A 25,143-nucleotide genomic window follows, 5' to 3' on the forward strand; every position below is an offset into this window, starting at 1 on the left:
GTAGCATTAAACATCGTTATGTTGTTATAAGAAAAAATCCCTGATATAAAAGAGACAGAATTTAAACGCAATCTGTGAGCATTAGCGGATTGAATATTTCCTCTGATGCAGCCAGGCTGACTTAACAGATGGTAGAGAGGTAATTAAAAATTCAGAAATTATGTTTCTTTCACAGGCAATAAAAACTTGTCACTGGATAAGTCACATCACAATAGAAACCATGCCCCACGGCATCCGTCCTCTTTAAAAGGCCGTTTAAGACTATCTCGCTAAAGATATCCGTTAATGTAAATGAAGTGGGGTTTTATATTATAAGTTAAGTGGGATGTAATCTGGCTGTTGCTACCCTGTTGCATCTATCCGTCAAAATGGACACCATTATCTCAACAAGGAGAAATATCATTGTTCCCAAAATTACCCCGGTATAGCTTAGTGATTCTGACGCTGAGCGGTTGCGTTACCAACGATGAGGTCAAACTTAACCCAGTTGGTCAACATAGTGAACCTGTCATGCCGCATATAAACCAGGGGATCAGCCCTGCACAGCGGCGCGCGATTATGTCCGGCGAACAACCAGACTGGTCTGACGTTTATCCTCAGCGAATCAATAAAAACTCGTCAGCTGTCAGAAAATGATCTGCACGTCGTAGCAGTTAACGTCGTTACTCCACCACTCACATAGCGTAAAAAACACTGTGGAAAATAATCAACACGTCGATGATGTCTCCCTATGGGATTGGATTGTCACATTAATTTTAACTGGCATACCCGTATTAAATCTTTTCATGCTGCTTTACTGGTCCTTAAACCGAAGGACTAAACGTTCAAAGAAAAACTACGCCAGAGCGAGTTTATTATTGATATTCATCGTACTCATCTTCTATATCATCACCCTGGAAGTTACAACGGGCTATTTTCTTTTTAAACATTACTGATCCTTAAACTGACAGTGTCACACCCTTAAATGGAGTTTTTTATGGTGCGTTATTTCACTTTTCTATTATTGGGCGTCACTTCCGCTTGCTGCATAGCAAAAACGTCAGTGGTGATGAATAACACCCTGAAAGCGCAAGAGATAAAATCGGCAAAAATTGTTTACATTGGCGAGGTTAATGGCACTAAAGTGGCAGAATTGATGGCAGGCATCGATGATATTAATGCAAGTTACCCTGCTGTAAAAGAAATATCGCTTTATATAAACAGCTTTGGCGGCGACATGGAAGCTGGCTATATGGGCGGCCAGGCCGTCAGGGGGTCAAGGATTCCGATAAAAACCATCAATGCCGCAATGACGGGTTCGGCGGCTACCCTGATTTATTGCTCAGGGGCGCAAAGGGAAACATTACCCAGCGCAACGTTTTTAATCCACCCTGCAGCGAGTCAAAACATTCAGAGCAACTATCTGAAAAAAAATGAAGTCATTTTACTCAGCAGAGATATCGATAATGTCAGTAAAATATTCAGGGACACCTATGCATCCTGTTTCAAAGATGACGGGATAGAGATAGATAAAGCCTTATTCAGTGAAGACAACCGTATTTACCTGCGTTTTCCAGAATCTGTAAAACAGGGTATTGCACAAAAACGTGTTGAAGGAATCGCCCCCGCTGATGTCGCTTATTACATTTTCACTTCAGAGGCCAGCGACTAGCAAAAATAACGTTAATTATGCCTGCTGGACGAATACCTTTTATCAGATATTCGCCGCCTGGACAGATGGGCGTGCTGGCGGGGAGACATATCGAGCCGTTAGCGGGTAATCCAGAGCAGAACATAATGCAGACGACGTTCAGATGAGGCGCCGCAGGATCTCACCATCAATATCACGGCGACTTTTCCCTGTAAGCGCTACGCTTGCCTGGTGAGTTTTTTGAGTAGCAATAGCAGAGTTGATTCAACACTGGCCAGATAAAAAGCGGCAAATAAAGCAGGCCGCTCAGCCAGATACGGCTCATTCTGGTACAGGGCGTTTATCTGTTTCTGGCTGGTGACCTGATATCACGATTATTGGCGACGCTGCTCTTGCGACCTGCTTATAAGCGGACGTACAACGCGCCCGCCAGCATAACGATGAACAGAATAGCGAAGGTAATAAAGCCCTGCTTACTGCCACGGGACAATCCAACAAATGCCGAAACCACAATAAACAGCAGCGTCAGTGCGCCGACCATCACCCAAAAAAGATACTGCGTATTCGCCATGCCTGAATCCTCATCCGTAGCGCGATTTATCTGCTGTTTTATAACATTTTTATGCCGCGCGTGCCCTCACTTCTCCCGCTCTTTCGACGCTTTATGCTGCTTTAGTGCAGCAGGGCTGCAACAGTGACAACGTCCGCGGCTCATTATCATGATGCAGACAGTGTGATGCAGTTAGCAAATGCAGAGGAACGCAGCGAGTAAACAAACGCGCGGATTATAATGATTAAATCAGCTTACCGTTGGGATGTGGCACCCGTAGGCTGACGTGCTGAGACTGGTTTAACATTGCCGTTCAGGCGGTGTTAAACAGATGGCCTTAACCCGACTGCCTGACTCAGGCGGAGGAATGTATGAACTGTTTCCGCATCGGCTCTCTGGCTGGCGTGCTGCTGCTCTGCGGCTGCCAGGCACCCACGCCTGATCAGGCTCGTCTGCAGCAGCCTGTTTTTCAGGGTCAAAGCACCCGCACCGTCCCTCAGCTCAGCGACTGTATTTATCGCGGCTGGTCCACCACCAGCGTCATTGCCAGAGATAACACCACCCACACCCAGCCCAACGGCAGCGAGATCAGCGTTTTTACCTGGGAAGATTCGATTTTTGCGGATGTGTCGCCCCGCCGAAAAGGGGCTGAGGTGAAATATTTCACGACTTTCCGGATGGCGCCTCAGGTGATGGCGGACAGACAGGCGATTGTTGAGCGCTGCCTGTAAAGCGTAAGGGGTGACAGCGATGTCGGGAGTGTGCCAGGCTAATGCGCAATTAACCAGGGAGAAACCGATGAGTATTACCCGCATTGACCCGGAACACCGTATGTCCGAAGCCGTGATCCACAACGACACGATCTATTACACCAGTGTGCCTGAGAATCTGGATGCCGACGCAGAAGCGCAGACAGCCAATGCGCTGGCAGTGATTGATGCGATTCTGACACGGCTCGGTAGCGATAAAAGCAAAATCCTTGATGCGACGCTGTTTCTGGTGGATAAGGCCGATTTCCCTGCGATGAACCGCGCATGGGACGCATGGGTCTCTCCAGGTAATGCGCCGGTGCGCTGCACGGTACAGGCCGGGCTGTTGAATCCGAAGTACAAAATCGAAATTAAAATTATCGCTGCACGTTAAAACGCCGGGCGTTATTCCTCTTCGTTTTCTTCATCTTCGTCTTCGAATAGCGCCCGAATCCGTTCGCCCTTGAAATTTTGTCGGATCTCCTGCGCCACCTGGGTGATCGCTTCACCGCTCGACAAACCTCCCGCCATCAATTCCTGAATACGTTCGACGGCCTGCTGCTGCTGCTCATGAGAGAGAGCCGGTATTCCTATAAACATGTTTCACTCCTGCGTTGGGGCAGACAGTATCCCACGCGGAACTAACAGGTGCCAGTCAGGAAAAAATATGGCAGTCTGACCGCCTCTTTGCTCTCTGATTTCTCTGCCCGATGATTGTTGAAACCCTCAGTCTTGATTATACCCCGGATGCGCTGACTCAGCGTTTTGCCCCGATTGCCCATCTGCCCTGGGCGATGCTGCTCTCCTCCGCGCAGGCGAACCACAGTGACAACCGCTTTGATATTCTGACCGCCGATCCCCGCGCTACTCTGGTGACCCGCGGTGCGATGACTACGCTCAGCGACCCGACCGGCACGACCGAATCAACCGCCGATCCCCTGCTGCTGGTGCAGCAGCAGTGTGATGCGCTGGGCGTGACGCCGGCTGCCAGCGATGCCCTGCCGTTTCAGGGCGGTGCGCTGGGCCTGTTTGGTTATGACCTGGGCCGCCGGTTTGAGTCGCTGCCTCAGCAGGCCGCAGCCGATCTCACCACGCCTGACATGGCGGTGGGTATCTATGACTGGGCATTGATTGCCGATCATCATCAGCAGACCCTGACGCTGGTGGCGTTAAAGAACGCGGAAGAACGCGCCGCCTGGCTGGCGCAATGGCCGGCGCGCGAGGCCGTGCCCTTTTCACTGACCAGCCGCTGGCGCTCCAACCTGAGCTATGCAGATTACGCTGCGCGTTTTGCGGCGGTTCAGGCCTATATTCAGGCGGGTGACTGTTATCAGGTTAATCTGGCGCAGCGCTTTCAGGCCGGTTACCAGGGTGATGAGTGGCAGGCGTTCAGTATACTCAATGCGGCTAACCGCGCGCCGTTCAGCGCTTTTCTGCGTCTGCCGGAGAGCGCGATCCTCAGCCTGTCGCCGGAGCGCTTTCTGTCGCTGAATAATAAGCAGATCGAAACCCGACCGATCAAAGGTACCCGGCCACGCTGTGACGATCCGATTGCTGATGCGCAACAGGCTGAGTCGCTGCGCCATGCAGAAAAAGATCGGGCCGAAAATCTGATGATTGTCGATTTACTGCGCAACGATATTGGCCGCGTGGCGCTACCCGGCTCGGTCACGGTGCCTGAACTGTTTGTGGTTGAACCCTTCCCCGCCGTGCACCACCTGGTCAGCACGGTGCGGGCGCAGCTGCCTGACACCCTGCAGGCCACCGATCTGCTGCGCGCCTGTTTTCCGGGCGGCTCGATTACCGGTGCGCCCAAGATTCGGGCGATGGAGATTATTGATGAACTGGAGCCGCAGCGGCGCAATGCCTGGTGCGGCAGCATCGGTTATCTCAGCCTGTGTGGCCGGATGGATACCAGCATCACCATTCGCACGCTGATCGCTGAAGGTCAGCAGCTCTACTGTGCGGCGGGCGGCGGGCTTGTTGCAGACAGCGATCCCGAAGCGGAGTATCAGGAAACACTCGACAAAGTCAGCCGGATCTTACCGGCACTGGAACAAACCGGAGGTTCAGTTGGCCCTGACGCTTGATGATTTTCGCAGCCGTTTTCTGTTGCAGCAGCCAGCCCGCAGCACACAATTGCTATCCGGGCGCCATGCGGCGGTGCTGGTGCCGATTGTGGCACGGCCTGAACCCGGTCTGTTGCTGACGCAGCGCTCACACGCCCTGCGCAAACATGCCGGACAGGTCGCTTTTCCCGGCGGGATGCAGGATGACACTGACGCATCGCTCATCGCCACAGCACTGCGTGAAGCACAGGAAGAGGTTGGCATTGAGCCGCATCAGGTCGAGGTATTAGGCGCACTGCCCGCCGTGACCAGCAGCACCGGCTTTCAGGTGACGCCGGTACTGGGGATCATTCCGGCCGATCTGCGATTAACGATTAATCCGGATGAGGTAAGCAGCGCCTTTGAGATGCCGCTGGCCGAGGCTTTGCAGCTCAGCCGCTACAGCGCGCTGGAGGTGCATCGGGCTGGCGTTCGCCACCCGGTCTGGCTGTCGCGCTATCAGGATTATCTGGTGTGGGGCATGACCGCGGGTATTATCCGCTCACTGAGTACTCAGATCGCATTCTGAGACCTTTCTCGTTTTTTCCTCTCTCAGGCCCGTCAGGTTACTGGCGCGCTGCACTATAATTTTTTCTATGAGTTTTGATAAGTTTATTTCATGCGAAAAGCTGCTCTTTCCTGGTGCATGACCATTACTATGGGCGCCATAAACTGCCCCGGCAGACTGAGAATAATTGTGAGGAGTGTCACCTGTGATTAGTGTTTTTGACATGTTCAAAGTGGGCATCGGCCCCTCAAGTTCGCATACTGTCGGCCCGATGAAAGCAGGTAAACAGTTTGTGGATTTGCTGTGCGAACAGGGAAAGCTGCAGGAGGTCACCCGGATCGCCGTGGATGTTTACGGTTCTCTCTCTCTGACCGGCAAAGGCCATCACACTGATATCGCCATCATTATGGGTCTGGCGGGTGAATCGCCGGATACGGTGGATATTGATGCGATCCCCGCCTTTATTAAAGATGTTGAGCAGCGTGAGCGACTGCTGCTGGCGAAAGGCGCACATGAAGTGGATTTCCCGCGTGAAGGCGGCATGGTATTTCGCAGTGAAAACCTCTCCCTGCATGAAAATGGCCTGCGCCTGCTCGCGTTTGCGGGCGACCTGCTGATTCTGTCAAAAACCTATTACTCCGTTGGCGGTGGTTTCATTGTTGATGAAGAGCACTTCGGGCAGTCGGCACTGGATGAAGTCTCTGTGCCCTGGCCGTTCCACTCCGCCAAAGATCTGCTGGCTCACTGTCGTGAAACCGGCCTGTCACTCTCAGGTCTGGTGATGAAAAATGAGCTGGCGCTGCACAGCCGCGATGAGATCCATGCCTATTTCACTAACATCTGGCAGACGATGCAGGCCTGTATCGACCGCGGTCTGAATACCGAAGGCGTGTTGCCAGGGCCACTGCGCGTGCCGCGTCGCGCCGCCTCCCTGCGTCGTCTGCTGACCTCCTCTGACAAGCACTCCAGCGATCCGATGATTGTAATCGACTGGATCAATATGTATGCGCTGGCCGTTAACGAAGAGAACGCCGCGGGAGGCCGCGTGGTGACCGCGCCCACTAACGGTGCCTGCGGTATCGTGCCTGCGGTGCTGGCTTACTACGATCACTTCATTGAACCAGTGACACCCGACATTTTCCTGCGCTATTTCCTCGCCTCTGGCGCCATCGGCGTGCTGTACAAAATGAACGCCTCTATTTCAGGCGCGGAAGTGGGCTGTCAGGGTGAAGTGGGTGTCGCCTGTTCTATGGCGGCGGCCGGTCTGGCTGAACTGCTGGGCGGCAGTCCGGAGCAGGTCTGCGTGGCGGCTGAAATCGGCATGGAACATAACCTTGGTCTGACCTGTGACCCGGTAGCCGGTCAGGTTCAGGTGCCCTGCATTGAGCGCAATGCTATCGCCTCGGTTAAAGCGATTAACGCGGCGCGCATGGCACTTAGACGCACCAGCGAACCCCGCGTCTCGCTGGATAAGGTTATCGAGACAATGTATGAAACCGGCAAAGATATGAACGCCAAATACCGTGAAACTTCGCGTGGCGGTCTGGCGATTAAAGTTCAGTGTGATTAAGCGAAACGATTAACTGACTAAAAAACGTGCAAACGTAATAAAATCCGCATCCTGCGCTATCTCAGCGCAGGTTAAACCGGTAGAGTGATTTCCGCGCAGCCGTCCGGCTTACGCAACTTTCCAGACCCGCTTTTCTGCATTCCGGCCTCAATGTTGATCTGACCGTGCCGATACTCACCCCGTTGTGTTTTGCTTTTTACTGGCTTTTTGGGAAGGTGAATACAGATGTTTATGGCCCAGCAATCTGTTGGACAATTCAGACGCAAGCGTGTGCTGATAGCGCTGTCGATCGCCACCGTGGTGCTGATATTAACCCTGGCCTTTCGCTATATCGAAGAGAAGTCACGTATCGAGCAGCAGGCGATGGATTTCGCCGATAAAGCGATTATGCGGTTTGACCGGATGTTTTCACCGCTGGAGGTTTCAGCCAATAATACGCTGGGTCTGGTCGGCGTTCCCTGTCAGGATGTTCGCTTTCCACTCATCGAAAAAATCTCTTCCCTGCAGACGGTCCGGGCGATCCTGCTGGTGGATAACGACGTGCTCTACTGCTCCAGTATTTATGGGCCCCGCACCATCCCCTTTAGCCAGACTTACCCTGACTTAGCCTTTAACAGTCAGCGCATGACGCTGGCAACTGATGAGTACCTGCTGAAAGGCTCGCCCATTTTACTGCTGTGGACGCCAAAGAGCCTGGATAACCGCTCCGGAATTTTGCAGGTGATCAACATCGAAATGATGAGCAATTATCTGCTGGAGCCGCAGTTGCCCTGGGTGGAGCGCGTTGTCTTTAACGTCAACGGGGAGAGCCTGGAGTATGGCAATCCGCTGATCGAGCCCACGGTGCCGTCAGAAGACGAAGTGAGCTATGAGCAGGGCTCGCTGCGCTATCCGTTTACGCTTACTCTCTATGGCCCCTCTCCGACCCGCCTGGCGCTGGCGACGCTTCCCTCACAGCTCCCGCTGGCGCTGCTGCTGAGTCTGCTTATGGGTTACATCGTCTGGCTGGCGACCGCAAATCGTATGAGCCTGAGCTGGCAAATCAGTTATGGCATTACGGCCCGTGAGTTTATGGTTTATTGCCAGCCGCTGATCAACACCAAAAGTGGTGAGTGCGACGGTATTGAGTTACTGCTGCGCTGGCATAATCCCCGTCAGGGCTGGATTGCACCGGATGTCTTTATTCCCCTGGCCGAGCGACAGAACCTGATCAAACCGCTGACGCGCTTTGTACTGAATGAGGTGGTGAGACAGTTACCGCAGTTGCCCGACGATCCCGCGTTCCATATCGCCATTAACGTTGCCGCCAGCCACTTCCGCGACCACGCCATTCTGGAAGATCTGCACAACCTGTGGTGGCCTGCCAATCCGGTGCCGAAACTGGTAGTAGAGCTCACCGAGCGCGATGCCCTGCCGGTCGTGGACCAGTCGGTGATTGCGCAACTGCATGACATCGGTGTCCGGCTGGCGATTGATGATTTTGGCACCGGTCACAGCTCGCTCTCCTACCTGAAAGATCTGCAGCCAGATGTGCTGAAAATCGACAAGATTTTCACCGCAGCCATCGGCACTGACGCGATTAATGCCACGGTGACGGATATGGTGATTTCGCTGGCCCAGCGCCTGAATATCAGTCTGGTGGCCGAAGGCGTGGAGACGGCTGAGCAGGCGGCCTATCTGCGCGAACGCGGCGTGGATCATCTGCAGGGCTACTATTTTGCCCGCCCGATGCCGCTGCAGGATTTCCCGGCGTGGCTGGCGCAGCATCAGGCTGATGCCCGCAGGTGACAATCGCCTGAGCCCCGTTTCGCCCTGCCTGATGACCTTACGCCACAGACAAAAAAACAGCCGCGGCAATGAGCCAGCGGCTGTCAGAGAAATTCAGCGCGGCCGGTAAACCCGGCAGCGCCTCTGCATCAACGAGAACGATTAGCCCTCTTCATCCTCGTCATGCGGTTTATCTTTAGTGACACGCACCAGATCGATACGGTAGTCGGTCGCTTCGATAATCTGGAAGTGTAGCGGAGTAATATCAATTACATCGCCAGGAAGCGGTAACTGCCCTTTCTGCTCAATCAGCAGGCCCGCCAGCGAGGCGTGGTCTTCTGTCGGGTCGACCAGTTCATGGAAGTCGAGCAACTGCTGCAGCGAGTGCAGATCGGTCCCCCCTTTCACTAACCAGCCATCACCATCCGCAATGATATCGGGCGTTTCATCTTCATCCGGGAATTCACCCGCAATCGCTTCCAGCACGTCCAGCGGCGTAATCAGACCCTGAACCACACCAAACTCATTGGTGACAATCACGAAGCTGCCCTTGGCACGACGCAGCACGCCAAGCAGGTTGATCGGATCCAGCGTCTCCGGCACCACGATAGTCGGTGTATTGGCCGCAAACGTTGCCACATCCACACCGTGCTCCAGCGCCACCAGCAGCTCTTTGGCTCGCACTACACCGACAATTTCATCCAGTTCACCCCGACAGACCGGGAACAGGCTGTGTGGCGTATCAAGCAGCTGACCGCGAATCTCATCTACCGGACGATTCGCATCGACCCAGGAGATTTCACCGCGTGGCGTCATGATGCTGCGAATCGAGCGGGAAGCCAGCGTCAGCACGCCATTAATCATATAGCGCTCTTCATCTTTAAACGCTTCCTGCGGCATCGCTTCCGCCAGCGCAGCCTCTTCGCTGCTGCTGGTGTTGCCATTGCTGGCGGTCTGGGCACGGTTGCGGCCCCCCATCAGGCGTAAAATCGCTTCGGCGGTGCGTTCACGCATCGGGCGATTTGACTGATGGCGGATAAAGTTACGACGTGCAACCTGGTTGAACAGCTCAATCAGAATCGAGAAGCCAATCGCCGCATAGAGATAGCCTTTAGGAATATGGAAACCAAAGCCTTCTGCCACCAGCGACAGACCGATCATCAGCAGGAAGCTCAGGCAGAGCACCACCACAGTCGGATGCGCGTTAACAAAGTTGGTTAACGGCTTAGATGCCAGCAGCATCACACCCATCGCAATCACCACGGCGGTCATCATCACCGGCAGGTGGTTCACCATACCCACGGCGGTAATGACGGCATCCAGCGAGAAGACCGCGTCCAGTACCACAATCTGCGTTACGACAGCCCAGAAACTGGCATATCCCCGATTACCGGACCCGTCGAGCTGCCGGTTCTCCAGCCGCTCATGCAGCTCCATGGTCGCCTTGAACAACAGGAACAGACCACCGGCCAGCAGAATTAAATCACGACCGGCAAAGCTGAAACCGCCTACGCTAAAGAGAGGCGTCGTCAGCGTCACCATCCAGGAGATCAGCGACAGCAGACCCAGACGCATGACCAGCGCCAGTGACAGGCCAATCAGGCGTGCTTTATCACGCTGCTTCGGCGGCAGTTTGTCGGCCAGAATGGCAATAAATACCAGGTTATCAATGCCGAGTACAATTTCCAGCACCACAAGCGTCAGTAAACCCGCCCAGATTGAGGGGTCGAATAAAAATTCCATTATTTATGACTCCAGAACAGGGAACAGAACGCGGTGCCGCTTATCAGCGCAGCAAAGCGTGACAGGCAGGTAGTCGGGAAAGCGGTGGAAACGCCGTGAGGCGAAGGGTGACGCGCCAGCAGGCGCAAAGAACAGATTAAGCGACGTCGGTGACGATCCATAAAGGTGGGCTGAAGCCCGTTACTCCTGAGTAATAAACAGAACGTTAATGTATCAGGTCGGTGAATTGCGTCAAAAAATTTTCTTATTTTTACAATCTGCCTGACGGATGATCAGGCGCATAAAAAGGGTTACTGGCCGCTTCACAGGATGAATAGCTGACAGACATCACATAATTTATTTTTTCGATCACTAAAATAAATCGCGACTTTACCGCCTTGACGTAGTTAACCCATGTTTTTTCGACGCTATACCGATAATTCGAATCATCCGGTTAAACAGATCATCAAAGCAATTCAATACAGTTCATTGACTCAGATGAGCATTTCTAGCGAACGGAGGTAGCACGTGACCATTGCGATAGTAATTGGTACACACGGCTGGGCAGCGGAACAACTGCTGAAAACAGCAGAAATGCTGTTGGGCGAGCAGGACAATGTCGGCTGGATAGATTTTGTCCCCGGTGAAAATGCAGAAACGCTGATAGAAAAATATCAGGCACGACTGGCAGAACTTGATACGACGCAGGGAGTACTGTTTTTAGTTGATACCTGGGGTGGCAGTCCGTTTAATGCGGCCAGCCGCATCGTGGTCGACAAACCCCAGTATGAGGTCATCGCCGGGGTCAATATCCCGATGCTGGTGGAAACCCTGATGGCGCGCGATGACAATCCCGGTTTTGACGAGCTGGTCGCCGTGGCGGTGGAGACCGGCCGTGAAGGGGTCAAAGCCCTGAAAGCCAAAGAAGAAGCGCCGGCGCCAGCCGCGGCAAAACCGGCCGCTGTGGTGCAACCGGCTAAGCCGATGGCGCCCGGTGACCATATGAAAATCGGGCTGACACGCATTGATGACCGTCTGATTCATGGGCAGGTGGCGACGCGCTGGACAAAAGAGACCAACGTTCAGCGCATTATCGTCGTCAGCGATGAAGTGGCCAACGATCATGTGCGCAAAACCCTGCTGACACAGGTCGCTCCGCCCGGCGTCACGGCTCATGTGGTGGATGTCGATAAGATGGTGCGGGTGTGGAACAACCCGAAGTATGGTCAGGATCGCGTGATGCTGCTGTTTACCAACCCCACCGATGTACTGCGCGTGGTGGAACAGGGTGTTGATATTAAAACCGTCAACATCGGCGGTATGGCGTTCCGCCAGGGGAAAACCCAGGTCAATAATGCGGTCTCGGTCGATGAAAAAGATATTGCCGCATTCCGCAAACTCAACGAACGCAATATTGAACTGGAAGTGCGTAAAGTTTCCAGTGACCAGAAACTGAAAATGATGGATCTGATCGCGAAAGTTAACGCGTAACAGAAGCACTTATGCGCCTGCGTTTCCGGGCTCCTGGTTATCCTGCTGAGGACAAGAAGTATGATGGAAATAACCTCGCTACAAATTATTTTGATTTTTATTGTCGCCTGTATTGCCGGTATGGGGTCGATTCTGGATGAGTTCCAGTTTCACCGCCCGCTGGTCGCCTGTACCTTGATTGGTATCGTTCTGGGTGACATGAAAACCGGCATTATTATCGGCGGTACGCTGGAGATGATTGCGCTGGGCTGGATGAACATCGGTGCCGCCGTTGCGCCTGATGCCGCCCTCGCCTCCATTATCTCGACCATCCTGGTCATCGCTGGCGGTCAAAGTGTGGGTGCCGGTATTGCGCTGGCGATTCCGCTGGCCGCCGCCGGACAGGTACTGACCATTATCGTGCGTACGCTGACCGTCGCCTTCCAGCATGCGGCTGACAAAGCCGCAGAGAAAGGTAACCTTACGGCTATCTCCTGGATCCACGTCTCTGCCCTGCTGTTACAGGCGATGCGTATCGCCATCCCGGCGCTGATTGTGGCGATTTCGGTCGGCACCAGTGCGGTTCACGCCTTACTCAGCTCTATTCCGGACGTGGTTACCAACGGCCTGAATATCGCCGGTGGCATGATTGTAGTGGTCGGTTATGCGATGGTCATCAACATGATGCGTGCAGGCTACCTGATGCCGTTCTTTTACCTGGGCTTCGTCACCGCAGCCTTCACCAACTTTAACCTGGTAGCGCTGGGCGTCATTGGCGTGGTCATGGCGGTGCTCTACATTCAGCTCAGCCCGAAATACAACCGTGTGGCGGGAGCACCAACAGGTGCTGCGACCGCAAACGATCTTGATAACGAACTCGATTAAGGAACAGGTGAGCACATGGTTGATATTACGAAAGTCGAAAAGAAACTGACACCCGGTGATGTTCGCGCCGTCTTTCTGCGCTCTAATCTGTTCCAGGGTTCATGGAACTTTGAACGCATGCAGGCGCTGGGCTTCTGCTTCTCAATGGTGCCGGTGATCCGCCGTCTCTATCCTGAGAACAATGATGATCGTAAGCAGGCGATCAAGCGTCATCTGGAGTTCTTTAATACCCATCCTTATGTGGCCGCGCCGGTTCTGGGCGTGACTATGGCGATGGAAGAGCAGCGCGCTAACGGCGCCCCGATCGACGATGGCGCGATTAACGGCCTTAAAGTCGGCCTGATGGGACCCCTAGCCGGTGTTGGCGACCCGATCTTCTGGGGTACGGTGCGCCCGGTGTTTGCCGCGCTGGGAGCCGGTATCGCCATGAGTGGCAGTCTGCTGGGTCCGCTGCTCTTCTTTGTGCTGTTTAACCTGGCACGTCTGCTGACCCGCTACTACGGCGTGGCCTATGGCTATCGCAAAGGGATCGATATCGTCAGTGATATGGGCGGCGGTTTCCTGCAGAAACTCACGGAGGGCGCATCGATTCTCGGCCTGTTTGTCATGGGGGCGCTGGTCAACAAGTGGACACACGTTAACATCCCGCTGGTGGTGTCACGTATTACCGACTCAACCGGTAAAACCACCGTCACCACCGTACAGTCGATCCTCGATCAGCTGATGCCGGGCGTGGTGCCGCTGCTGCTGACCTTTGGCTGTATGTGGCTGTTACGCCGTAAAGTGAACGCGCTGTGGATTATCGTCGGCTTCTTTGCTATCGGTATCTTTGGTTACTGGATCGGCCTGCTCGGTCTGTAATTTCACCCGGCCGGGAGCCTGCGCTTCCGGCTTTTAAGCGTGGTGAGCTGAGCCACAACCGGCTGAGCTCACCCTGTTTGAGGTAGCTGTGATGTCATTAACCGACGCGCTGATTGCGTGTTGTATTGCCGCCCTGATGGGGTTTGCCGTTTATCATGAGGCGATTCTGCCGCGTCGCCACGGTCCGACCCGCTTACGGGTTACGCTGCGCAGGCAGCATAAGCTGGATAGCCTGATTTTCATCGGCCTGCTGCTGATCCTGCTGTGGAACAACGTCAGCCATCACGGCCCGCAGCTCACCACCTCACTGCTGATGGTGCTGAGTTTTCTGGCGTTCTGGCTATTCTGGCTGCGAAAGCCAACGCTGCTGATGAAAAGTGAGGGGTTGTTTTACGCCGGTGTCTGGATCGATTACCGGCGAATTCAGGGCATGAATCTCTCTGAGGATGGCATTCTGGTGATTCAGCTGGAACAGCGTCGGCTGCTGATCGCGGTGCAGCAACTCGACGATCTGGAGCGCATCTATAACACCCTGGTCGAGGCGCGCTAGTCGCGCTGCCACACAGTCAGGGTAAAGTCTGCGTCGCAGCTGAACTGCTCGCTCTGCTGCAGGGTCTGCCAGACCTCTTCACGCGCCCGCCAGGCGAACGGCGTCATCTGAAGCAGGGTCGTCGCGGCTGTGCCGGTTAATGCCATCGGGTAACGCAGCGCATGCTGCGCCACCTGCCGGAATCCGGGATACGCTTTCTGCTCCGGCACATGCAACTGCACTTCGCGGTAAATCAGTGCCTTGAACTGCTGCAGATGATGCGGGCCCGGTGTCACGGTCAGTACCAGACCACCCGGCTTCAGCACGCGGGCCAGTTCCGCTTCATTGCAGGGTGCGTAGATTCGGACAACCGCATCCAGCGCGTGATCGGCAAAGGGTAAGCGCTGGCTGGAGGCGACGCAGAAGCGCACCGCCGGATAGCGCTTTGCTGCCAGCCGAATCGCCATTCTGGCGACATCCAGCCCATAGACCTGCCCGGCCTCGCCTGCTGCGTCAGCCAGTGCAGCGGTGTAGTAACCTTCGCCACAGCCGATATCCAGGATTTTGCACTCCGGCTGGCTCAGCGCGGGCGCAAGCAGGCTGACGACCCGATCACGCAGCGGCTGGTAGTAGCCTGCCTCAAGAAATTCGCGTCGTGCCTGCATCATCTCTGCACTGTCACCCGGTTCACGCGACCGTTTATGCTGAACGGGCAGCAGATTGACATACCCTTCTTTCGCCTGATCAAACTGATGGCGATTCTCGCAGCACCAGCTGCGCGCAGTAAAGGCGAGAGGAGAGTGACAAAGAGGGCAAATCAGGGACATAGGGTGCTCCGGCATCAGATAACGCGGCGCAGTGTAACCTTAACGTTTACGCATCGGAAGCATAAAGAAAGCCCCGGCTGAGAAGCCAGGGCTTTGAGATTTCATGTCAGGGTGCAATGCACCGAGGCGGAGTTGAATCAGATAGCCGTAACGTTAACGGCTGCCGGGCCTTTCTGGCCGTCCTGAATTTCGAACTCAACGCTCTGGCCTTCAGCCAGGGTTTTGAAACCATTGCCCTGAATAGCGGAGAAGTGAACGAACACATCTTTGCTACCGTCAGCAGGGGTGATAAAACCAAAACCTTTAGACTCGTTGAACCACTTAACCTGACCTTTAATCTTTGCCATTTTGCAAATTCCTTTAGATGTTTATTTAGCCCGAAGGCTGTCGTACAGAAAAACCAGAGACATTACTGCATGAGGCACTAATTAAGGTTCGGCAAGGAAGCGGTATTCAACGTCAACGTCTTTACTCGTTCTTCTTTACAGACTTCTTTACAGAAGATGCCATGCATAAACAGAACTGTACCTCGTTTAACTCAGGATTTGTTATCACATATCCTAAAAACAATGGCAAGCCATTTTTAAGGGCCTCAGCCAGCCTGCGCACATAATTGCCAGAAGGCTCACATTGCCTGTTCTGCGGCGCTTACAAATGCCGATGCAAATTAAGCACGCTCTCTGGCCAGACCCCTCTCCGGCCTCTGTTGCCGGGTCTAACCCAATGGATACCATAAGAAATTAATATTTCACAAATATGGCAATAACAGAATGAATAAGCGAAGCGCGAAAAGTTGAAAATATCTATAATCCGGCGTCAATCCTGTACAGCGCCTTTTATTTCGTACAGATAACACTTTTTTTGCACCAAAAGCAGGAGCCAGACAGTCGTCCTGCTCCAAATAAAAGCATTGAGCCCGATTTTACTTATTAAGAATTTAACTTTTGATTTGAAAAATTGATATCAGATAATAAAAACGGGTTTTTGTTTTAACTCTGAGGTTTTAGGATAATTCCTGGGTATCCTTATTCAGCCCGCGGCTTTCGCCTATTCGCCACGGTGCGAAACCGCTCTTTTGCTCGTTTGCCCGCAGCAGCGCATCCGCCAGTTCTTTGGGTGGTGCATCAAGCGACTCATCGGCCAGTTCGAACACGCCCCAGTGGATGGGCAGCGTCAGCGGCCTGCCTGCTGCCTGCCATAGCGCCACCGCCTGATCGGGATTCATATGTTGGCCCGCCATGAACCATTCAGGTGCATAAGCGCCAATCGGCAAAGCCGCCAGGCTGAACGGGCCGAGTCGGGCAGCAATCTCCGGCAGGCTATCGCTGTAGCCGCTGTCGCCCGAGAACCAGAAGCGCACGGAGGCAGAACGCACGACCCAGCCGCACCAGAGCGAACGGTTTCGATCGCGCGGCGTTCGCATACTCCAGTGACGTGCCGGCACCGCATCAAAACAGAGGTCGCCGACAGTAAACTGTTGCCACCAGTCGAGCTGATGGACCTGTTTCACGCCCCGCGCCCTGCACCATTTTTCCAGGCCCAGCGGCACAATGAAGGTCGCCTGCGGAAAACGCCGGACGATCGCTTTAACCGTCGGCCGATCAAGATGATCGTAATGGTTATGTGAAATAAGCACGACATCCAGACGCGGCAGATCAGCGATGCTAAGCGGTGCGGGCGTTTTTCGCTGCGGCCCGGCAAAAGAGAGTGGCGAGGCGCGTGACGAGAGTGCGGGATCGATCAGGATATATTGCTGGTTCAGCCGCAGCAGCACGGCGGCATGTCCCAGCCACCAGATGCGATCGTCACTGCCGCTGATATCAGCGGGCTGCCACCACTGTTCGGTGAAAGCCCTGTAGCCCTGCTGCGGTGGCAGCGGCAGCCCCTGCGCTTTGCGATCCCTGCGCCAGCGCTGCAGATCGCCCGGCTTGCGCCGTTCCGGTTCAGGATTGCAGAATCCCTCGGGCGTGTGATGCGCTTTGCTGCTGTCATACCACGGATTTTTCCAGACCATCCCGCCTCTCTGCTGTGATTATCGTTCCGGAATCAACCGGATAAAGTCGCGTTTCTCGCGATCGTCATCGGTTTTTTTACTCTCTGCCCCTGGCTGCATCTCAATCAGACGGCGCAGCAGCTGATTCTGTTTCTTCTGCTCTTCCAGCAAAGACTCCAGTAAACGGATTTGCTCACCGGCGCGCACACTGGCGCGGTTGACAAAGAACCAGGCGATAAACGCCACAATCAAAATAATGACCAGCAAGCCATAGCTGACCAGTGGGCCCGAATTTGCGGCTAACTCATTCATAACTGCCTCGTAAAACTCAGTGGAAACGCCAGAACATGGCAACCGCCCATTCTACCTGTCGCCATCGCAAAAGATAATGGGGTTAACATCAATGCAGAATTTGCCGTTTCAGTTATCTCTGATCGATCCCACCAGAAAAGCGAGGCATGCTGATATCATCATAACCGGCGGCACCAGGTGGAGCGCTGAGTTATCTTTCACAAGGAGACATAATGAAACTGTTTATTCGTACGGTAGGCTTGCTGGCGGTGATCTGGCTGGCGATGCTGTTTACCGGCTATGGCGTATTAACCGGCAGTACTAAAAATGCAGCCGGCCTTGGCCTGCAGTGCAGCTATCTGACCGCTCGCGGTGTGATCAGTGCGCAGTATCTGCATACTGACAGTGGCGTGGTGGGCGTGACTGATTGTCCGTTGCTGAAGAAAAGCGGAGAAGTGATCGATAATTAACAAAACAGCGGGCCACATGGCCCGCTGTTTTCAGAACGGATAGTCGTGATAGCCCATCTCTGAGGAGAGCGAGCGCGCCGCCCGATGCAGCATGGCCACGTAATCCTGGCGGGCATCTTCTGAAAAGCGAATGGTGGGAAAAGAGATGCTCAGTCCAGCAATCACCACGCCAAAACGGTCAAATACCGGCACGGCAAGGCAGCGTAAACCCTCTTCCTGCTCTTCGTTATCTTCACCATAGCCCTGCGTTCTTACCTGATCCAGCGCCGTAATTAACGCCTCCGCGCTTAACAGCGTATTGGCCGTGCTCCGTTTGAATTCGACATCCCGCAGGATCTCCTCAACCTCGCTGCGATCGCGCCAGGCGAGCAGAACTTTCCCAATTGCGGTGGTATGCAGCGGATTACGACGGCCAATGCGCGAATACATACGCAGGTTGTAGAGGGAGTCGATTTTGTGGATGTAGACAATACTGTCCTCTTCCAGCGCCCCCAGGTGAATGGTCTCTTTGGTCAGACGCGAAAGCTCACGCATCTGCACATCCGCACTACGGATTAAATCGACGTTCTGCAGCGCTTTAGCGCCCAGTTCAAACAGCTTCAGTGTCAGTGAGTACTTCTCGCTCTCACCTTCCTGCGTGACATAACCCAGCGACTTCATGGTCTGCAGGAAACGGTAAACGGTGCTTTTTGACATCATCACGCGCTGCGCGAGCTCAGTAATACCGTGATCGCGCTCTTCACCCAGCGCCTGCAGAATGCCGAACACTTTAAGTACCGAAGAGACGGAATCGGGCTGTTTATCATTTTCAGCAGAGGACATCGCGCACCTTGTTAAACCTGTTTCAAAAAAAATGGAACGGACTGTCAGTATAGAGTGAGGCATACGAAGGCAGCAATGCTTTAACCATTACGTCATATTTAAAGACAGTTTTTATCCATCCGATCGCTGTATTTCAGCGTTAATTTCATTAGCATGATGATATTCACCCTCTTTAGTAATTAACTTATGACACTCTCCCCTCCTCAGGATGGATTACCCGCGCGTCAGCGCTATATGGCAATCGTCACCATCGCGCTGGGTCTGACCATGGCGGTGTTGGATGGCGCGATAGCCAATGTCGCCCTGCCCACTATCTCGCGCGAACTGAATGCCAGCCCGGCGCAGTCGATCTGGATAGTGAACGCCTATCAGATTGCGATTATCGTCTCGCTGCTGTCGCTCTCCTTTCTGGGCGACATGCTGGGTTATCGCCGCGTCTATCAGGCGGGCCTGGCGCTGTTTATTGCCACTTCGCTGTTCTGCGCCTTCTCCACCACCCTGACCATGCTGACTTTCGCCCGCGTGCTGCAGGGGTTAGGGGGTGCAGCGCTGATGAGTGTGAATACCGCGCTGATACGCATTATCTATCCGCAGCGTCATCTGGGACGCGGCATGGCGATCAACTCGCTGGTCGTGGCGGTTTCAACCGCGGCAGGCCCGACGGTTGCCGCAGCGATTCTTTCGGTGGCAAGCTGGAAGTGGCTGTTTCTGATTAACGTCCCGCTGGGTGCCATTGCGCTCTGGCTGGCGCTGCGCACGCTGCCTGATAATCCGCAGAAAGCGACGGCGCAGAAATTTGATGTTCCCAGCGCGATCATGAACGCCCTGTTCTTTGGTCTGATCATCTCTGCGCTGAGCGGGTTTGCACAGGGACAGAGTCATCTGCTGGTGCTATCGGAGGTCATTGCTCTGCTGGTTGTGGGCTGGTTCTTTATTCGTCGTCAGTTAAACATGGCGGTGCCGCTGCTGCCGGTTGATCTGCTGCGTATCCCGATTTTCAGCCTGTCGATGGGAACGTCGGTCTGTTCGTTCTGCGCGCAGATGCTGGCGATGGTGTCGCTGCCCTTCTTTCTGCAAAACGTCCTGCAGCGTGATGAGGTGGCAACCGGTTTACTGCTGACGCCCTGGCCGCTGGCAACCATGGTATTTGCGCCGATTGCCGGCCGGCTGATTGAACGGGTGCATGCAGGGTTGCTGGGCGGCATCGGGCTGGCCATTTTCGCCCTGGGGTTGTTTCTGCTCGCCTGGCTGCCGGCCAACCCGGGTGATGGCGATATAATCTGGCGCATGATGCTCTGCGGTGCCGGTTTTGGGCTGTTTCAGTCACCCAACAACCACACTATTGTCACTTCCGCTCCGCGTCATCGCAGCGGCGGTGCCAGCGGCATGCTGGGCACCGCGCGCCTGCTGGGCCAGAGTATGGGTGCTGCACTGGTCGCGCTGATGTTTAATCTGTTTGATGAACGCGGGACGCACGCTTCGCTGCTGCTGGCGGGCAGCTTTGCCGCCGTGGCCGCACTGGTCAGTGTGTCGCGGATGACGCAGACCCGCGCCTGATGGCAGAAACAGAAAAGGCGACCACCTGACAGAGTGTGACCCGATTCGCTGTAAGGCCGAGCCTTCACAGGGAACCCGGTCAGATCGGAAAGACTTCTGTCATCCATGACGGTCGGCCCGCACCATCCATGGCGCGGGACGCTTTCCTCCTCTGCCCGGGTTCCCTGCATGTTGAGCTAAGATATTGCTGTCAGATTCAGTCTGATTATGATTTCTAAACAGAAAAGGCGACCCAGGGTCGCCTTTTTTGCTCTGCTGAACGCTACTTCAGATACTGACCGCTACGCAGTGCTTCAATACGCTTATCTAAAGGCGGATGCGACATAAACAGCTCGCTGAACGATTTGCCCTTACCGTTGATACAGAACGCCATCATGCTGCTCGGCTCCTGCGGTTCGTAGCTGGTTTTCAGGCGCTGTAGCGCCGCAATCATCTTCTCACGACCTACCAGCTTCGCTGAACCGGCATCGGCATGGAACTCACGGTGACGCGAGAACCACATGGTGATGATGCTGGCGAGAATACCAAACACCAGTTCCAGCACCATCGACACCGCAAAGTAGACCAGCGGGTTGCCGTTGCTGCTCTCCTCACCATCACGGTTGCCGGACATAAAGCCCGCCGCGATCTGCGCCAGAATACGTGAAACGAAAATCACAAAGGTGTTCACCACACCCTGAATCAGCGTCATGGTGATCATGTCGCCGTTGGCGATGTGTGACACTTCGTGTGCCAGCACCGCTTCCGCTTCATCACGGCTCATGTTCTGCAGCAGACCGGTTGAGACAGCAACCAGTGAGGCGTTACGCCGTGCGCCAGTTGCAAAGGCGTTGATGTCAGGTGCGTGATAGATCGCCACCTGTGGCATCGCAATACCCGCCTGTTGTGCCTGACGGCCAATTGTATCCACCAGCCAGCGCTCGGTTTCGTTGCGTGGCTGTTCAATCACTTCACCGCCAACCGATCGCAGTGCCATCCACTTCGACATCAGCAGTGAAACAAACGCACCGCCGAAGCCAAACAGGCCTGCCATGATCATCAGGCCCTGAACACTGCTTGACTGGATCCCTGTCAGGCTGAGAATCAGCCCGAATACCAACATCACAGCCAGGTTGGTCATCAGGAAAAGAGCAATACGCATCATTTTTGTTAATCTTCCTCAGTAGTTCACGCGCCTATACGCGGATCCATATCCTATGGGCATTGGGCTGCTTTTCAAGCAACCTTAACGTTTAAGTGCCTAAAAAGACATAACTTTACATTATGACACGCCTGATGAGGAGCCTAGCCTTCAGGCATCTTCACAAGCGCTAATCATTGCTTACTGGAAACTTTTCTGAGTACAAAAAAAAAGCACCGCTGAGCGGTGCTTTTTCTGCCAACAGCGAATTATTTAGCCGCTGGCGCCTCTGGCTGGGATTTCTCCAGCTGCGCAAGATCGTTAGCGATCTTCACCGTCTCATCAAGATACGGATCCGGCTCTTTATAATCTTTCGGCAACTCATCCAGGTTTTTCAGCGGTTTTTTGCCTTCGGCCTGATAGCGCGCATTGATCCGCTCCAGACGAGACGCATCATCTTCGTGGTTCTCTTTCTCGCGCTGAGCGAGGTTAAGCGACACGATGTTGCGCTTATCTTTCAGGGCATTGTAACGGGCAATGTCCTTCATGATGTACTGGAACTCGCGATCCTGAGCGATGCGATCAGCATGCTGCTTAGTCAGCTGCGCCACCAGCGGTTTCACATCACCGGTTTTGACATAGGTCGCCGCTTTGATGCTGTCCCACGGCAGTGCGTTGTCTTCAAATTTCTCACCGGTTTCCGCCGCTTCAACGCCGGTTGGCATCAGCAGATCCGGCGTGACGCCTTTACGCTGTGTACTGCCGCCGTTAATGCGATAGAACTTCTGAATGGTGTAAGAAACGGAGCCTAACGCAGGCCACTCCGGACGCAGCATCTGATCGTAGATGCGGTTCAGGGAGCGATACTGCTGAACGGTGCCTTTACCAAAGGTTGGCTCGCCAACAATCACCGCGCGACCGTAATCCTGCATCGCGGCAGCGAAGATCTCAGAGGCTGAGGCGCTGAAGCGATCGACCAGCACCACCAGCGGTCCTTTGTAGTAGACAACGCCGTCATTATCGCTGTCTTCACGAACCCGACCATTGTTGTCGCGTACCTGAACCACCGGACCACTCGGAATAAACAGACCGGAAAGCGAGACTGCTTCGGTCAGCGCGCCGCCGCCGTTGGTACGCAGATCGATCACCACACTGTCGACGTTCTGTTTCTGCAGTTTCTGCAGTTGTACTTTCACGTCGTCGGTGAGGCCGACATAGAAACCAGGAATATCGAGCACGCCCACTTTCTGCTTGCCGACATTTTTGATGGTCAATTTAACCGCGCGATCTTCCAGACGGATTTTCTCACGCGTCAGCGTCACAGTACGGGTTTTGGTGCCCTTACCGGCTGGCAGAACTTCCAGGCGCACTTTGCTGCCCTTTGGTCCTTTAATTTTTGCCACGACATCATCCAGACGCCAGCCGATCACATCTTCCATCGGCTTGCCTGGCTGACCAACACCGACGATGCGATCGCCAACGGTAATGGCTTTGCTTTTCGCGGCCGGGCCGCCTGCGACCATCGAGTTGATCACCGTATAGTCGTCATCCATCTGCAGAACCGCACCGATGCCTTCCAGGGAAAGGCTCATTTCGGTGTTGAACTGCTCGGTGTTACGCGGCGACAGATAGCTGGTGTGCGGATCGATTTCGCGGGCAAAAGCGTTCATCACCAGCTGGAAAACATCTTCACCGTTGCTCTGGGCCAGACGACGGATAGCAAAGTTGTAACGCTTGGTCAGAACGTCGCGGATCTCGTTATCATCTTTGCCCGCCAGCTTCAGACTCAGCTGATCGTATTTGACCTTGGCATCCCACAGCGCATTCAGTTCAGACTGATCTTTCGGCCAGGGTGCTTTCGCGCGGTCAATGTCGATAGTGTCATTGCCGCTGAAATTCATCGGACGAGCCAGCACCGTCAGCGCATATTGATAGCGCTCAAAACGGCGTTTCTGCGCCAGATTATAAATATCGTAAAAGAGATCCAGCTTGCCACTGCGCAGCTCATCGCCGACGGTGGTTTTTTTGCTGGCAAACTGCGCCACATCTGACGCCAGCAGCACGTTGTGGCTGTAGTCGAGCATGTTCAGATAGCGATCAAAAATTTTCGCTGAAAAGTTCTGATCCAGGTCGAACTGGCGATAGTGGGAACGGGTAAAGCGCGAGGTTACGCGCTCACTGACCGTCGGATCCTGCGGATCTTCGTGAAGCTGGGGAATCTGATCGGCGCGGGTAATGTTCTCCGCGCCGAAGGTTGGGCCTGCTAATAGCAGGCCCGCAATAAGTCCAACTTTAAAAAGGGTGTTCATGCCGGGGTTAGCCTCCGTTTCAGAACTGCAAGTGTTCTGCGCGCACAATCATTGCCATGCCGGAAGCGAGCTGGACCCGAACGCCGTCTTTTGATACTTCAAGAACGGTAGCGTCCATCGCACTTTTGCCTGCTTTAACTTTAATACTCTGGCCGGGTTGCAAAGTTGAGGTATCAGTGATGGGTCGGGCTTCCTGCTCCGGACGTGGGGCTGGCTTGCGATGCTGTGAGGCGGTCGCACGCGGTGCAGTGGTCTGCGGACGCGGTTTACGCGCGGCTTCGCCTTCTGCAGGCTTACGTGCCGCCGGCTTGCGTGGACGACGCGGTGCCGCGCCCTCTTCGCTTTCGCCTGCTTCACGACGCGCGGCGCGCTGCTGGTCACGTTGCGCCTGGACGCGTGCTTTCGCTTCTTCCAGCTGCTTGCGTGCATGCTCAACGTGTTGCTCATCCAGCACGCCACAGGCGTTACCGTCGAGATCGACACGGATAGCACCGGCTTTGATGCCGTACAGATAACGCCAGCTTGACGTATAGAGACGCAGCGCGGAACGCAGCTGTGTTTTGCTCAGACCCATTTCGCCCTGAACACGCTCGACCAGATCCTGAAAGATACCGATTTTGAGCGGACGCGCTTCACCTTCAGCGCTAAAGCAGTGCGGAAAGCGCTCCGCCAGAAAAGTGATGACTTCTTTACTGCTATTCAACTTAGGTTGATTTTCCATGAAATTTCCTGATTACAACGGGTTTGCCGACCAGCGCAGGCATGAACAGGCGACATTATAATGACAACATCGCTAAATGCCATGTGATCCAGTCGATTAGCTGCGCGTCAGCTGCAGATATTTTTCTAAGTCGCTGTTCGCAAGCACTTCACAAAGCCCATCAGTCAGTGTGACCAGCCCCGATTCGTCGTCGCTGTCAAAGCGATTGTACGCCACGCTGTCGATGTCCAGCACCCCAACCACAGTGCCATTCACTTTCAGAGGAATCACAATCTCAGCATTGCTGGCAGCGTCACAGGCGATGTGGCCCGGGAAGGCATGCACATCATCTACGCGTTGCACTTTTTCTTCTGCCAGCGCCGTGCCACACACACCTTTACCGACCGGAATGCGCACACAGGCGATTTTGCCCTGGAACGGGCCCAGCACCAGCGTATCCGCTTCCGTCAGCAGGTAGAAACCTGCCCAGTTCACGCCATCGAGACGTTCGTACAGCAGCGCGCTAAAGTTTCCCATCGCGGCGAGGAACGCCGTTTCTCCCGCCAGTAAGGCGCGCATATCGCGATTCAAATCGGCGTAAAAGGCAGTTTTGTTCATTATTTAACCGTTACCAATGACATCTGAACGGGGCATTAAAGACCGTTCGTTAAAAATAAGTTTTAAATATCCAGAGCCACAAGGTGA

General features: G+C 54.3%; 25 protein-coding genes. 13 read left to right on the plus strand and 12 right to left on the minus strand.

Annotated elements, in window-relative coordinates; all coding sequences use genetic code 11:
* The first annotated feature begins 976 nt into the window (after positions 1-976).
* Positions 977-1,651, plus strand: a complete 675-nt coding sequence (locus tag PAG01S_RS04235) for an ATP-dependent Clp protease proteolytic subunit (RefSeq protein ID WP_062757794.1) — start codon at positions 977-979, stop codon at positions 1,649-1,651.
* A 382-nt stretch (positions 1,652-2,033) separates the two neighbouring features.
* On the opposite strand, the gene PAG01S_RS22390 is transcribed toward PAG01S_RS04235, so the two are convergent.
* On the minus strand, positions 2,034-2,201 hold the full coding sequence (locus tag PAG01S_RS22390; RefSeq protein WP_010260551.1) for a hypothetical protein: 168 nt from the start codon (positions 2,199-2,201) through the stop codon (positions 2,034-2,036).
* Between the two features lie 350 nt (positions 2,202-2,551).
* On the opposite strand from PAG01S_RS22390, the gene PAG01S_RS04240 reads away from it, so the two are divergent.
* Both PAG01S_RS04240 and PAG01S_RS04245 read left to right on the plus strand, forming a co-directional pair.
* The gene (locus PAG01S_RS04240) at positions 2,552-2,911 is read left to right on the plus strand and encodes a hypothetical protein (RefSeq protein ID WP_010260549.1); all 360 of its coding nucleotides are present in this window, start codon (positions 2,552-2,554) and stop codon (positions 2,909-2,911) included.
* 67 nt (positions 2,912-2,978) lie between these two features.
* A complete protein-coding gene (locus PAG01S_RS04245; protein WP_003852699.1) occupies positions 2,979-3,323 on the plus strand; it encodes a RidA family protein in 345 nt (114 codons plus the stop codon).
* Positions 3,324-3,334: 11 nt separating this feature from the next.
* On the opposite strand, the gene PAG01S_RS04250 is transcribed toward PAG01S_RS04245, so the two are convergent.
* Positions 3,335-3,529 (minus strand): YoaH family protein, encoded by a 195-nt coding sequence (locus tag PAG01S_RS04250; protein WP_010260545.1) that lies wholly within the window; start codon positions 3,527-3,529, stop codon positions 3,335-3,337.
* A gap of 110 nt (positions 3,530-3,639) precedes the next feature.
* Between PAG01S_RS04250 and pabB the strand changes: the two genes are divergently transcribed.
* From pabB to pdeD, 4 genes are all read left to right on the plus strand, one after another.
* A complete protein-coding gene (gene pabB, locus PAG01S_RS04255; RefSeq protein ID WP_022625546.1) occupies positions 3,640-5,019 on the plus strand; it encodes an aminodeoxychorismate synthase component 1 in 1,380 nt (459 codons plus the stop codon).
* Positions 5,003-5,566 (plus strand): CoA pyrophosphatase, encoded by a 564-nt coding sequence (locus PAG01S_RS04260; RefSeq protein WP_010670763.1) that lies wholly within the window; start codon positions 5,003-5,005, stop codon positions 5,564-5,566. Before pabB ends, PAG01S_RS04260 begins: the two co-directional genes overlap by 17 nt.
* A 184-nt stretch (positions 5,567-5,750) precedes the next feature.
* On the plus strand, positions 5,751-7,115 hold the full coding sequence (locus tag PAG01S_RS04265) for an L-serine ammonia-lyase (RefSeq protein ID WP_062757796.1): 1,365 nt from the start codon (positions 5,751-5,753) through the stop codon (positions 7,113-7,115).
* A gap of 225 nt (positions 7,116-7,340) precedes the next feature.
* Entirely contained in the window at positions 7,341-8,903 is a 1,563-nt protein-coding gene (gene pdeD / locus PAG01S_RS04270) for a cyclic di-3',5'-guanosine monophosphate phosphodiesterase PdeD (RefSeq protein ID WP_050679593.1), read from the plus strand.
* 141 nt (positions 8,904-9,044) lie between these two features.
* On the opposite strand, the gene PAG01S_RS04275 is transcribed toward pdeD, so the two are convergent.
* A complete protein-coding gene (locus tag PAG01S_RS04275; protein ID WP_010260533.1) occupies positions 9,045-10,625 on the minus strand; it encodes a TerC family protein in 1,581 nt (526 codons plus the stop codon).
* A 507-nt stretch (positions 10,626-11,132) separates the two neighbouring features.
* On the opposite strand from PAG01S_RS04275, the gene manX reads away from it, so the two are divergent.
* From manX to PAG01S_RS04295, 4 genes are all read left to right on the plus strand, one after another.
* Complete coding sequence (gene manX, locus PAG01S_RS04280) at positions 11,133-12,095, plus strand: PTS mannose transporter subunit IIAB (protein WP_062757798.1); 963 nt, start codon at positions 11,133-11,135, stop codon at positions 12,093-12,095.
* Positions 12,096-12,158: 63 nt separating this feature from the next.
* On the plus strand, positions 12,159-12,959 hold the full coding sequence (locus PAG01S_RS04285; protein WP_062758066.1) for a PTS mannose/fructose/sorbose transporter subunit IIC: 801 nt from the start codon (positions 12,159-12,161) through the stop codon (positions 12,957-12,959).
* A 15-nt stretch (positions 12,960-12,974) separates the two neighbouring features.
* Entirely contained in the window at positions 12,975-13,820 is an 846-nt protein-coding gene (locus PAG01S_RS04290; RefSeq protein WP_010260523.1) for a PTS mannose transporter subunit IID, read from the plus strand.
* A 91-nt stretch (positions 13,821-13,911) separates the two neighbouring features.
* Positions 13,912-14,370 (plus strand): DUF986 family protein, encoded by a 459-nt coding sequence (locus PAG01S_RS04295; protein WP_062757800.1) that lies wholly within the window; start codon positions 13,912-13,914, stop codon positions 14,368-14,370.
* Here the strand turns inward: PAG01S_RS04295 and rlmA are convergent.
* From rlmA to PAG01S_RS04315, 4 genes are all read right to left on the minus strand, one after another.
* Complete coding sequence (gene rlmA / locus PAG01S_RS04300; RefSeq protein WP_062757802.1) at positions 14,367-15,176, minus strand: 23S rRNA (guanine(745)-N(1))-methyltransferase; 810 nt, start codon at positions 15,174-15,176, stop codon at positions 14,367-14,369. The genes PAG01S_RS04295 and rlmA overlap by 4 nt on opposite strands.
* Before the next feature lie 137 nt (positions 15,177-15,313).
* Positions 15,314-15,523 carry a transcription antiterminator/RNA stability regulator CspE gene (cspE, locus tag PAG01S_RS04305; RefSeq protein ID WP_003852684.1) on the minus strand — a complete coding sequence of 70 codons (210 nt, stop codon included), beginning with the start codon at positions 15,521-15,523 and terminating at the stop codon, positions 15,314-15,316.
* A gap of 656 nt (positions 15,524-16,179) precedes the next feature.
* Complete coding sequence (locus PAG01S_RS04310) at positions 16,180-17,190, minus strand: MBL fold metallo-hydrolase (RefSeq protein WP_062757804.1); 1,011 nt, start codon at positions 17,188-17,190, stop codon at positions 16,180-16,182.
* Between the two features lie 18 nt (positions 17,191-17,208).
* Positions 17,209-17,481, minus strand: coding sequence for a YebO family protein (locus tag PAG01S_RS04315; RefSeq protein WP_010258793.1), 273 nt, complete (start codon positions 17,479-17,481; stop codon positions 17,209-17,211).
* 212 nt (positions 17,482-17,693) lie between these two features.
* On the opposite strand from PAG01S_RS04315, the gene PAG01S_RS04320 reads away from it, so the two are divergent.
* Positions 17,694-17,930: a YobH family protein gene (locus PAG01S_RS04320; protein ID WP_010258788.1), complete on the plus strand. Its 237-nt coding sequence runs from the start codon at positions 17,694-17,696 to the stop codon at positions 17,928-17,930.
* 30 nt (positions 17,931-17,960) lie between these two features.
* On the opposite strand, the gene kdgR is transcribed toward PAG01S_RS04320, so the two are convergent.
* The gene (gene kdgR, locus PAG01S_RS04325) at positions 17,961-18,752 is read right to left on the minus strand and encodes a DNA-binding transcriptional regulator KdgR (RefSeq protein WP_062757806.1); all 792 of its coding nucleotides are present in this window, start codon (positions 18,750-18,752) and stop codon (positions 17,961-17,963) included.
* Between the two features lie 186 nt (positions 18,753-18,938).
* Between kdgR and PAG01S_RS04330 the strand changes: the two genes are divergently transcribed.
* Positions 18,939-20,309 carry an MFS transporter gene (locus tag PAG01S_RS04330; protein WP_061901379.1) on the plus strand — a complete coding sequence of 457 codons (1,371 nt, stop codon included), beginning with the start codon at positions 18,939-18,941 and terminating at the stop codon, positions 20,307-20,309.
* Positions 20,310-20,571: 262 nt separating this feature from the next.
* Here PAG01S_RS04330 and htpX read toward each other — a convergent pair whose 3' ends face one another.
* The 4 genes from htpX to msrC form a co-directional block, all read right to left on the minus strand.
* Positions 20,572-21,453 carry a protease HtpX gene (gene htpX / locus PAG01S_RS04335; protein WP_003852678.1) on the minus strand — a complete coding sequence of 294 codons (882 nt, stop codon included), beginning with the start codon at positions 21,451-21,453 and terminating at the stop codon, positions 20,572-20,574.
* Between the two features lie 245 nt (positions 21,454-21,698).
* The gene (prc, locus tag PAG01S_RS04340) at positions 21,699-23,738 is read right to left on the minus strand and encodes a carboxy terminal-processing peptidase (RefSeq protein WP_010258779.1); all 2,040 of its coding nucleotides are present in this window, start codon (positions 23,736-23,738) and stop codon (positions 21,699-21,701) included.
* A 19-nt stretch (positions 23,739-23,757) separates the two neighbouring features.
* Positions 23,758-24,459: an RNA chaperone ProQ gene (gene proQ, locus PAG01S_RS04345; protein ID WP_010258776.1), complete on the minus strand. Its 702-nt coding sequence runs from the start codon at positions 24,457-24,459 to the stop codon at positions 23,758-23,760.
* 96 nt (positions 24,460-24,555) lie between these two features.
* Positions 24,556-25,056, minus strand: a complete 501-nt coding sequence (msrC, locus tag PAG01S_RS04350; RefSeq protein WP_010258773.1) for a free L-methionine (R)-S-oxide reductase MsrC — start codon at positions 25,054-25,056, stop codon at positions 24,556-24,558.
* Between the last annotated feature and the right edge of the window lie 87 nt (positions 25,057-25,143).

Origin of the sequence: Pantoea agglomerans NBRC 102470 (assembly GCF_001598475.1) — a bacterium.
GTDB lineage: Bacteria > Pseudomonadota > Gammaproteobacteria > Enterobacterales > Enterobacteriaceae > Pantoea > Pantoea agglomerans.

Excerpts from the sequence above, each read along its gene's own strand:
- PAG01S_RS04235 (WP_062757794.1), top strand. The coding sequence starts at position 977 with ATGGTGCGTTATTTCACTTTTCTATTATTGGGCGTCACTTCCGCTTGC.
- PAG01S_RS22390 (WP_010260551.1), bottom strand. The coding sequence starts at position 2,201 with ATGGCGAATACGCAGTATCTTTTTTGGGTGATGGTCGGCGCACTGACG.
- PAG01S_RS04240 (WP_010260549.1), top strand. The coding sequence starts at position 2,552 with ATGAACTGTTTCCGCATCGGCTCTCTGGCTGGCGTGCTGCTGCTCTGC.
- PAG01S_RS04245 (WP_003852699.1), top strand. The coding sequence starts at position 2,979 with ATGAGTATTACCCGCATTGACCCGGAACACCGTATGTCCGAAGCCGTG.
- PAG01S_RS04250 (WP_010260545.1), bottom strand. The coding sequence starts at position 3,529 with ATGTTTATAGGAATACCGGCTCTCTCTCATGAGCAGCAGCAGCAGGCC.
- pabB (WP_022625546.1), top strand. The coding sequence starts at position 3,640 with ATGATTGTTGAAACCCTCAGTCTTGATTATACCCCGGATGCGCTGACT.
- pdeD (WP_050679593.1), top strand. The coding sequence starts at position 7,341 with ATGTTTATGGCCCAGCAATCTGTTGGACAATTCAGACGCAAGCGTGTG.
- PAG01S_RS04275 (WP_010260533.1), bottom strand. The coding sequence starts at position 10,625 with ATGGAATTTTTATTCGACCCCTCAATCTGGGCGGGTTTACTGACGCTT.
- PAG01S_RS04285 (WP_062758066.1), top strand. The coding sequence starts at position 12,159 with ATGGAAATAACCTCGCTACAAATTATTTTGATTTTTATTGTCGCCTGT.
- PAG01S_RS04290 (WP_010260523.1), top strand. The coding sequence starts at position 12,975 with ATGGTTGATATTACGAAAGTCGAAAAGAAACTGACACCCGGTGATGTT.
- PAG01S_RS04295 (WP_062757800.1), top strand. The coding sequence starts at position 13,912 with ATGTCATTAACCGACGCGCTGATTGCGTGTTGTATTGCCGCCCTGATG.
- rlmA (WP_062757802.1), bottom strand. The coding sequence starts at position 15,176 with ATGTCCCTGATTTGCCCTCTTTGTCACTCTCCTCTCGCCTTTACTGCG.
- cspE (WP_003852684.1), bottom strand. The coding sequence starts at position 15,523 with ATGGCAAAGATTAAAGGTCAGGTTAAGTGGTTCAACGAGTCTAAAGGT.
- PAG01S_RS04310 (WP_062757804.1), bottom strand. The coding sequence starts at position 17,190 with ATGGTCTGGAAAAATCCGTGGTATGACAGCAGCAAAGCGCATCACACG.
- PAG01S_RS04315 (WP_010258793.1), bottom strand. The coding sequence starts at position 17,481 with ATGAATGAGTTAGCCGCAAATTCGGGCCCACTGGTCAGCTATGGCTTG.
- PAG01S_RS04320 (WP_010258788.1), top strand. The coding sequence starts at position 17,694 with ATGAAACTGTTTATTCGTACGGTAGGCTTGCTGGCGGTGATCTGGCTG.
- kdgR (WP_062757806.1), bottom strand. The coding sequence starts at position 18,752 with ATGTCCTCTGCTGAAAATGATAAACAGCCCGATTCCGTCTCTTCGGTA.
- PAG01S_RS04330 (WP_061901379.1), top strand. The coding sequence starts at position 18,939 with ATGACACTCTCCCCTCCTCAGGATGGATTACCCGCGCGTCAGCGCTAT.
- htpX (WP_003852678.1), bottom strand. The coding sequence starts at position 21,453 with ATGATGCGTATTGCTCTTTTCCTGATGACCAACCTGGCTGTGATGTTG.
- prc (WP_010258779.1), bottom strand. The coding sequence starts at position 23,738 with ATGAACACCCTTTTTAAAGTTGGACTTATTGCGGGCCTGCTATTAGCA.
- proQ (WP_010258776.1), bottom strand. The coding sequence starts at position 24,459 with ATGGAAAATCAACCTAAGTTGAATAGCAGTAAAGAAGTCATCACTTTT.
- msrC (WP_010258773.1), bottom strand. The coding sequence starts at position 25,056 with ATGAACAAAACTGCCTTTTACGCCGATTTGAATCGCGATATGCGCGCC.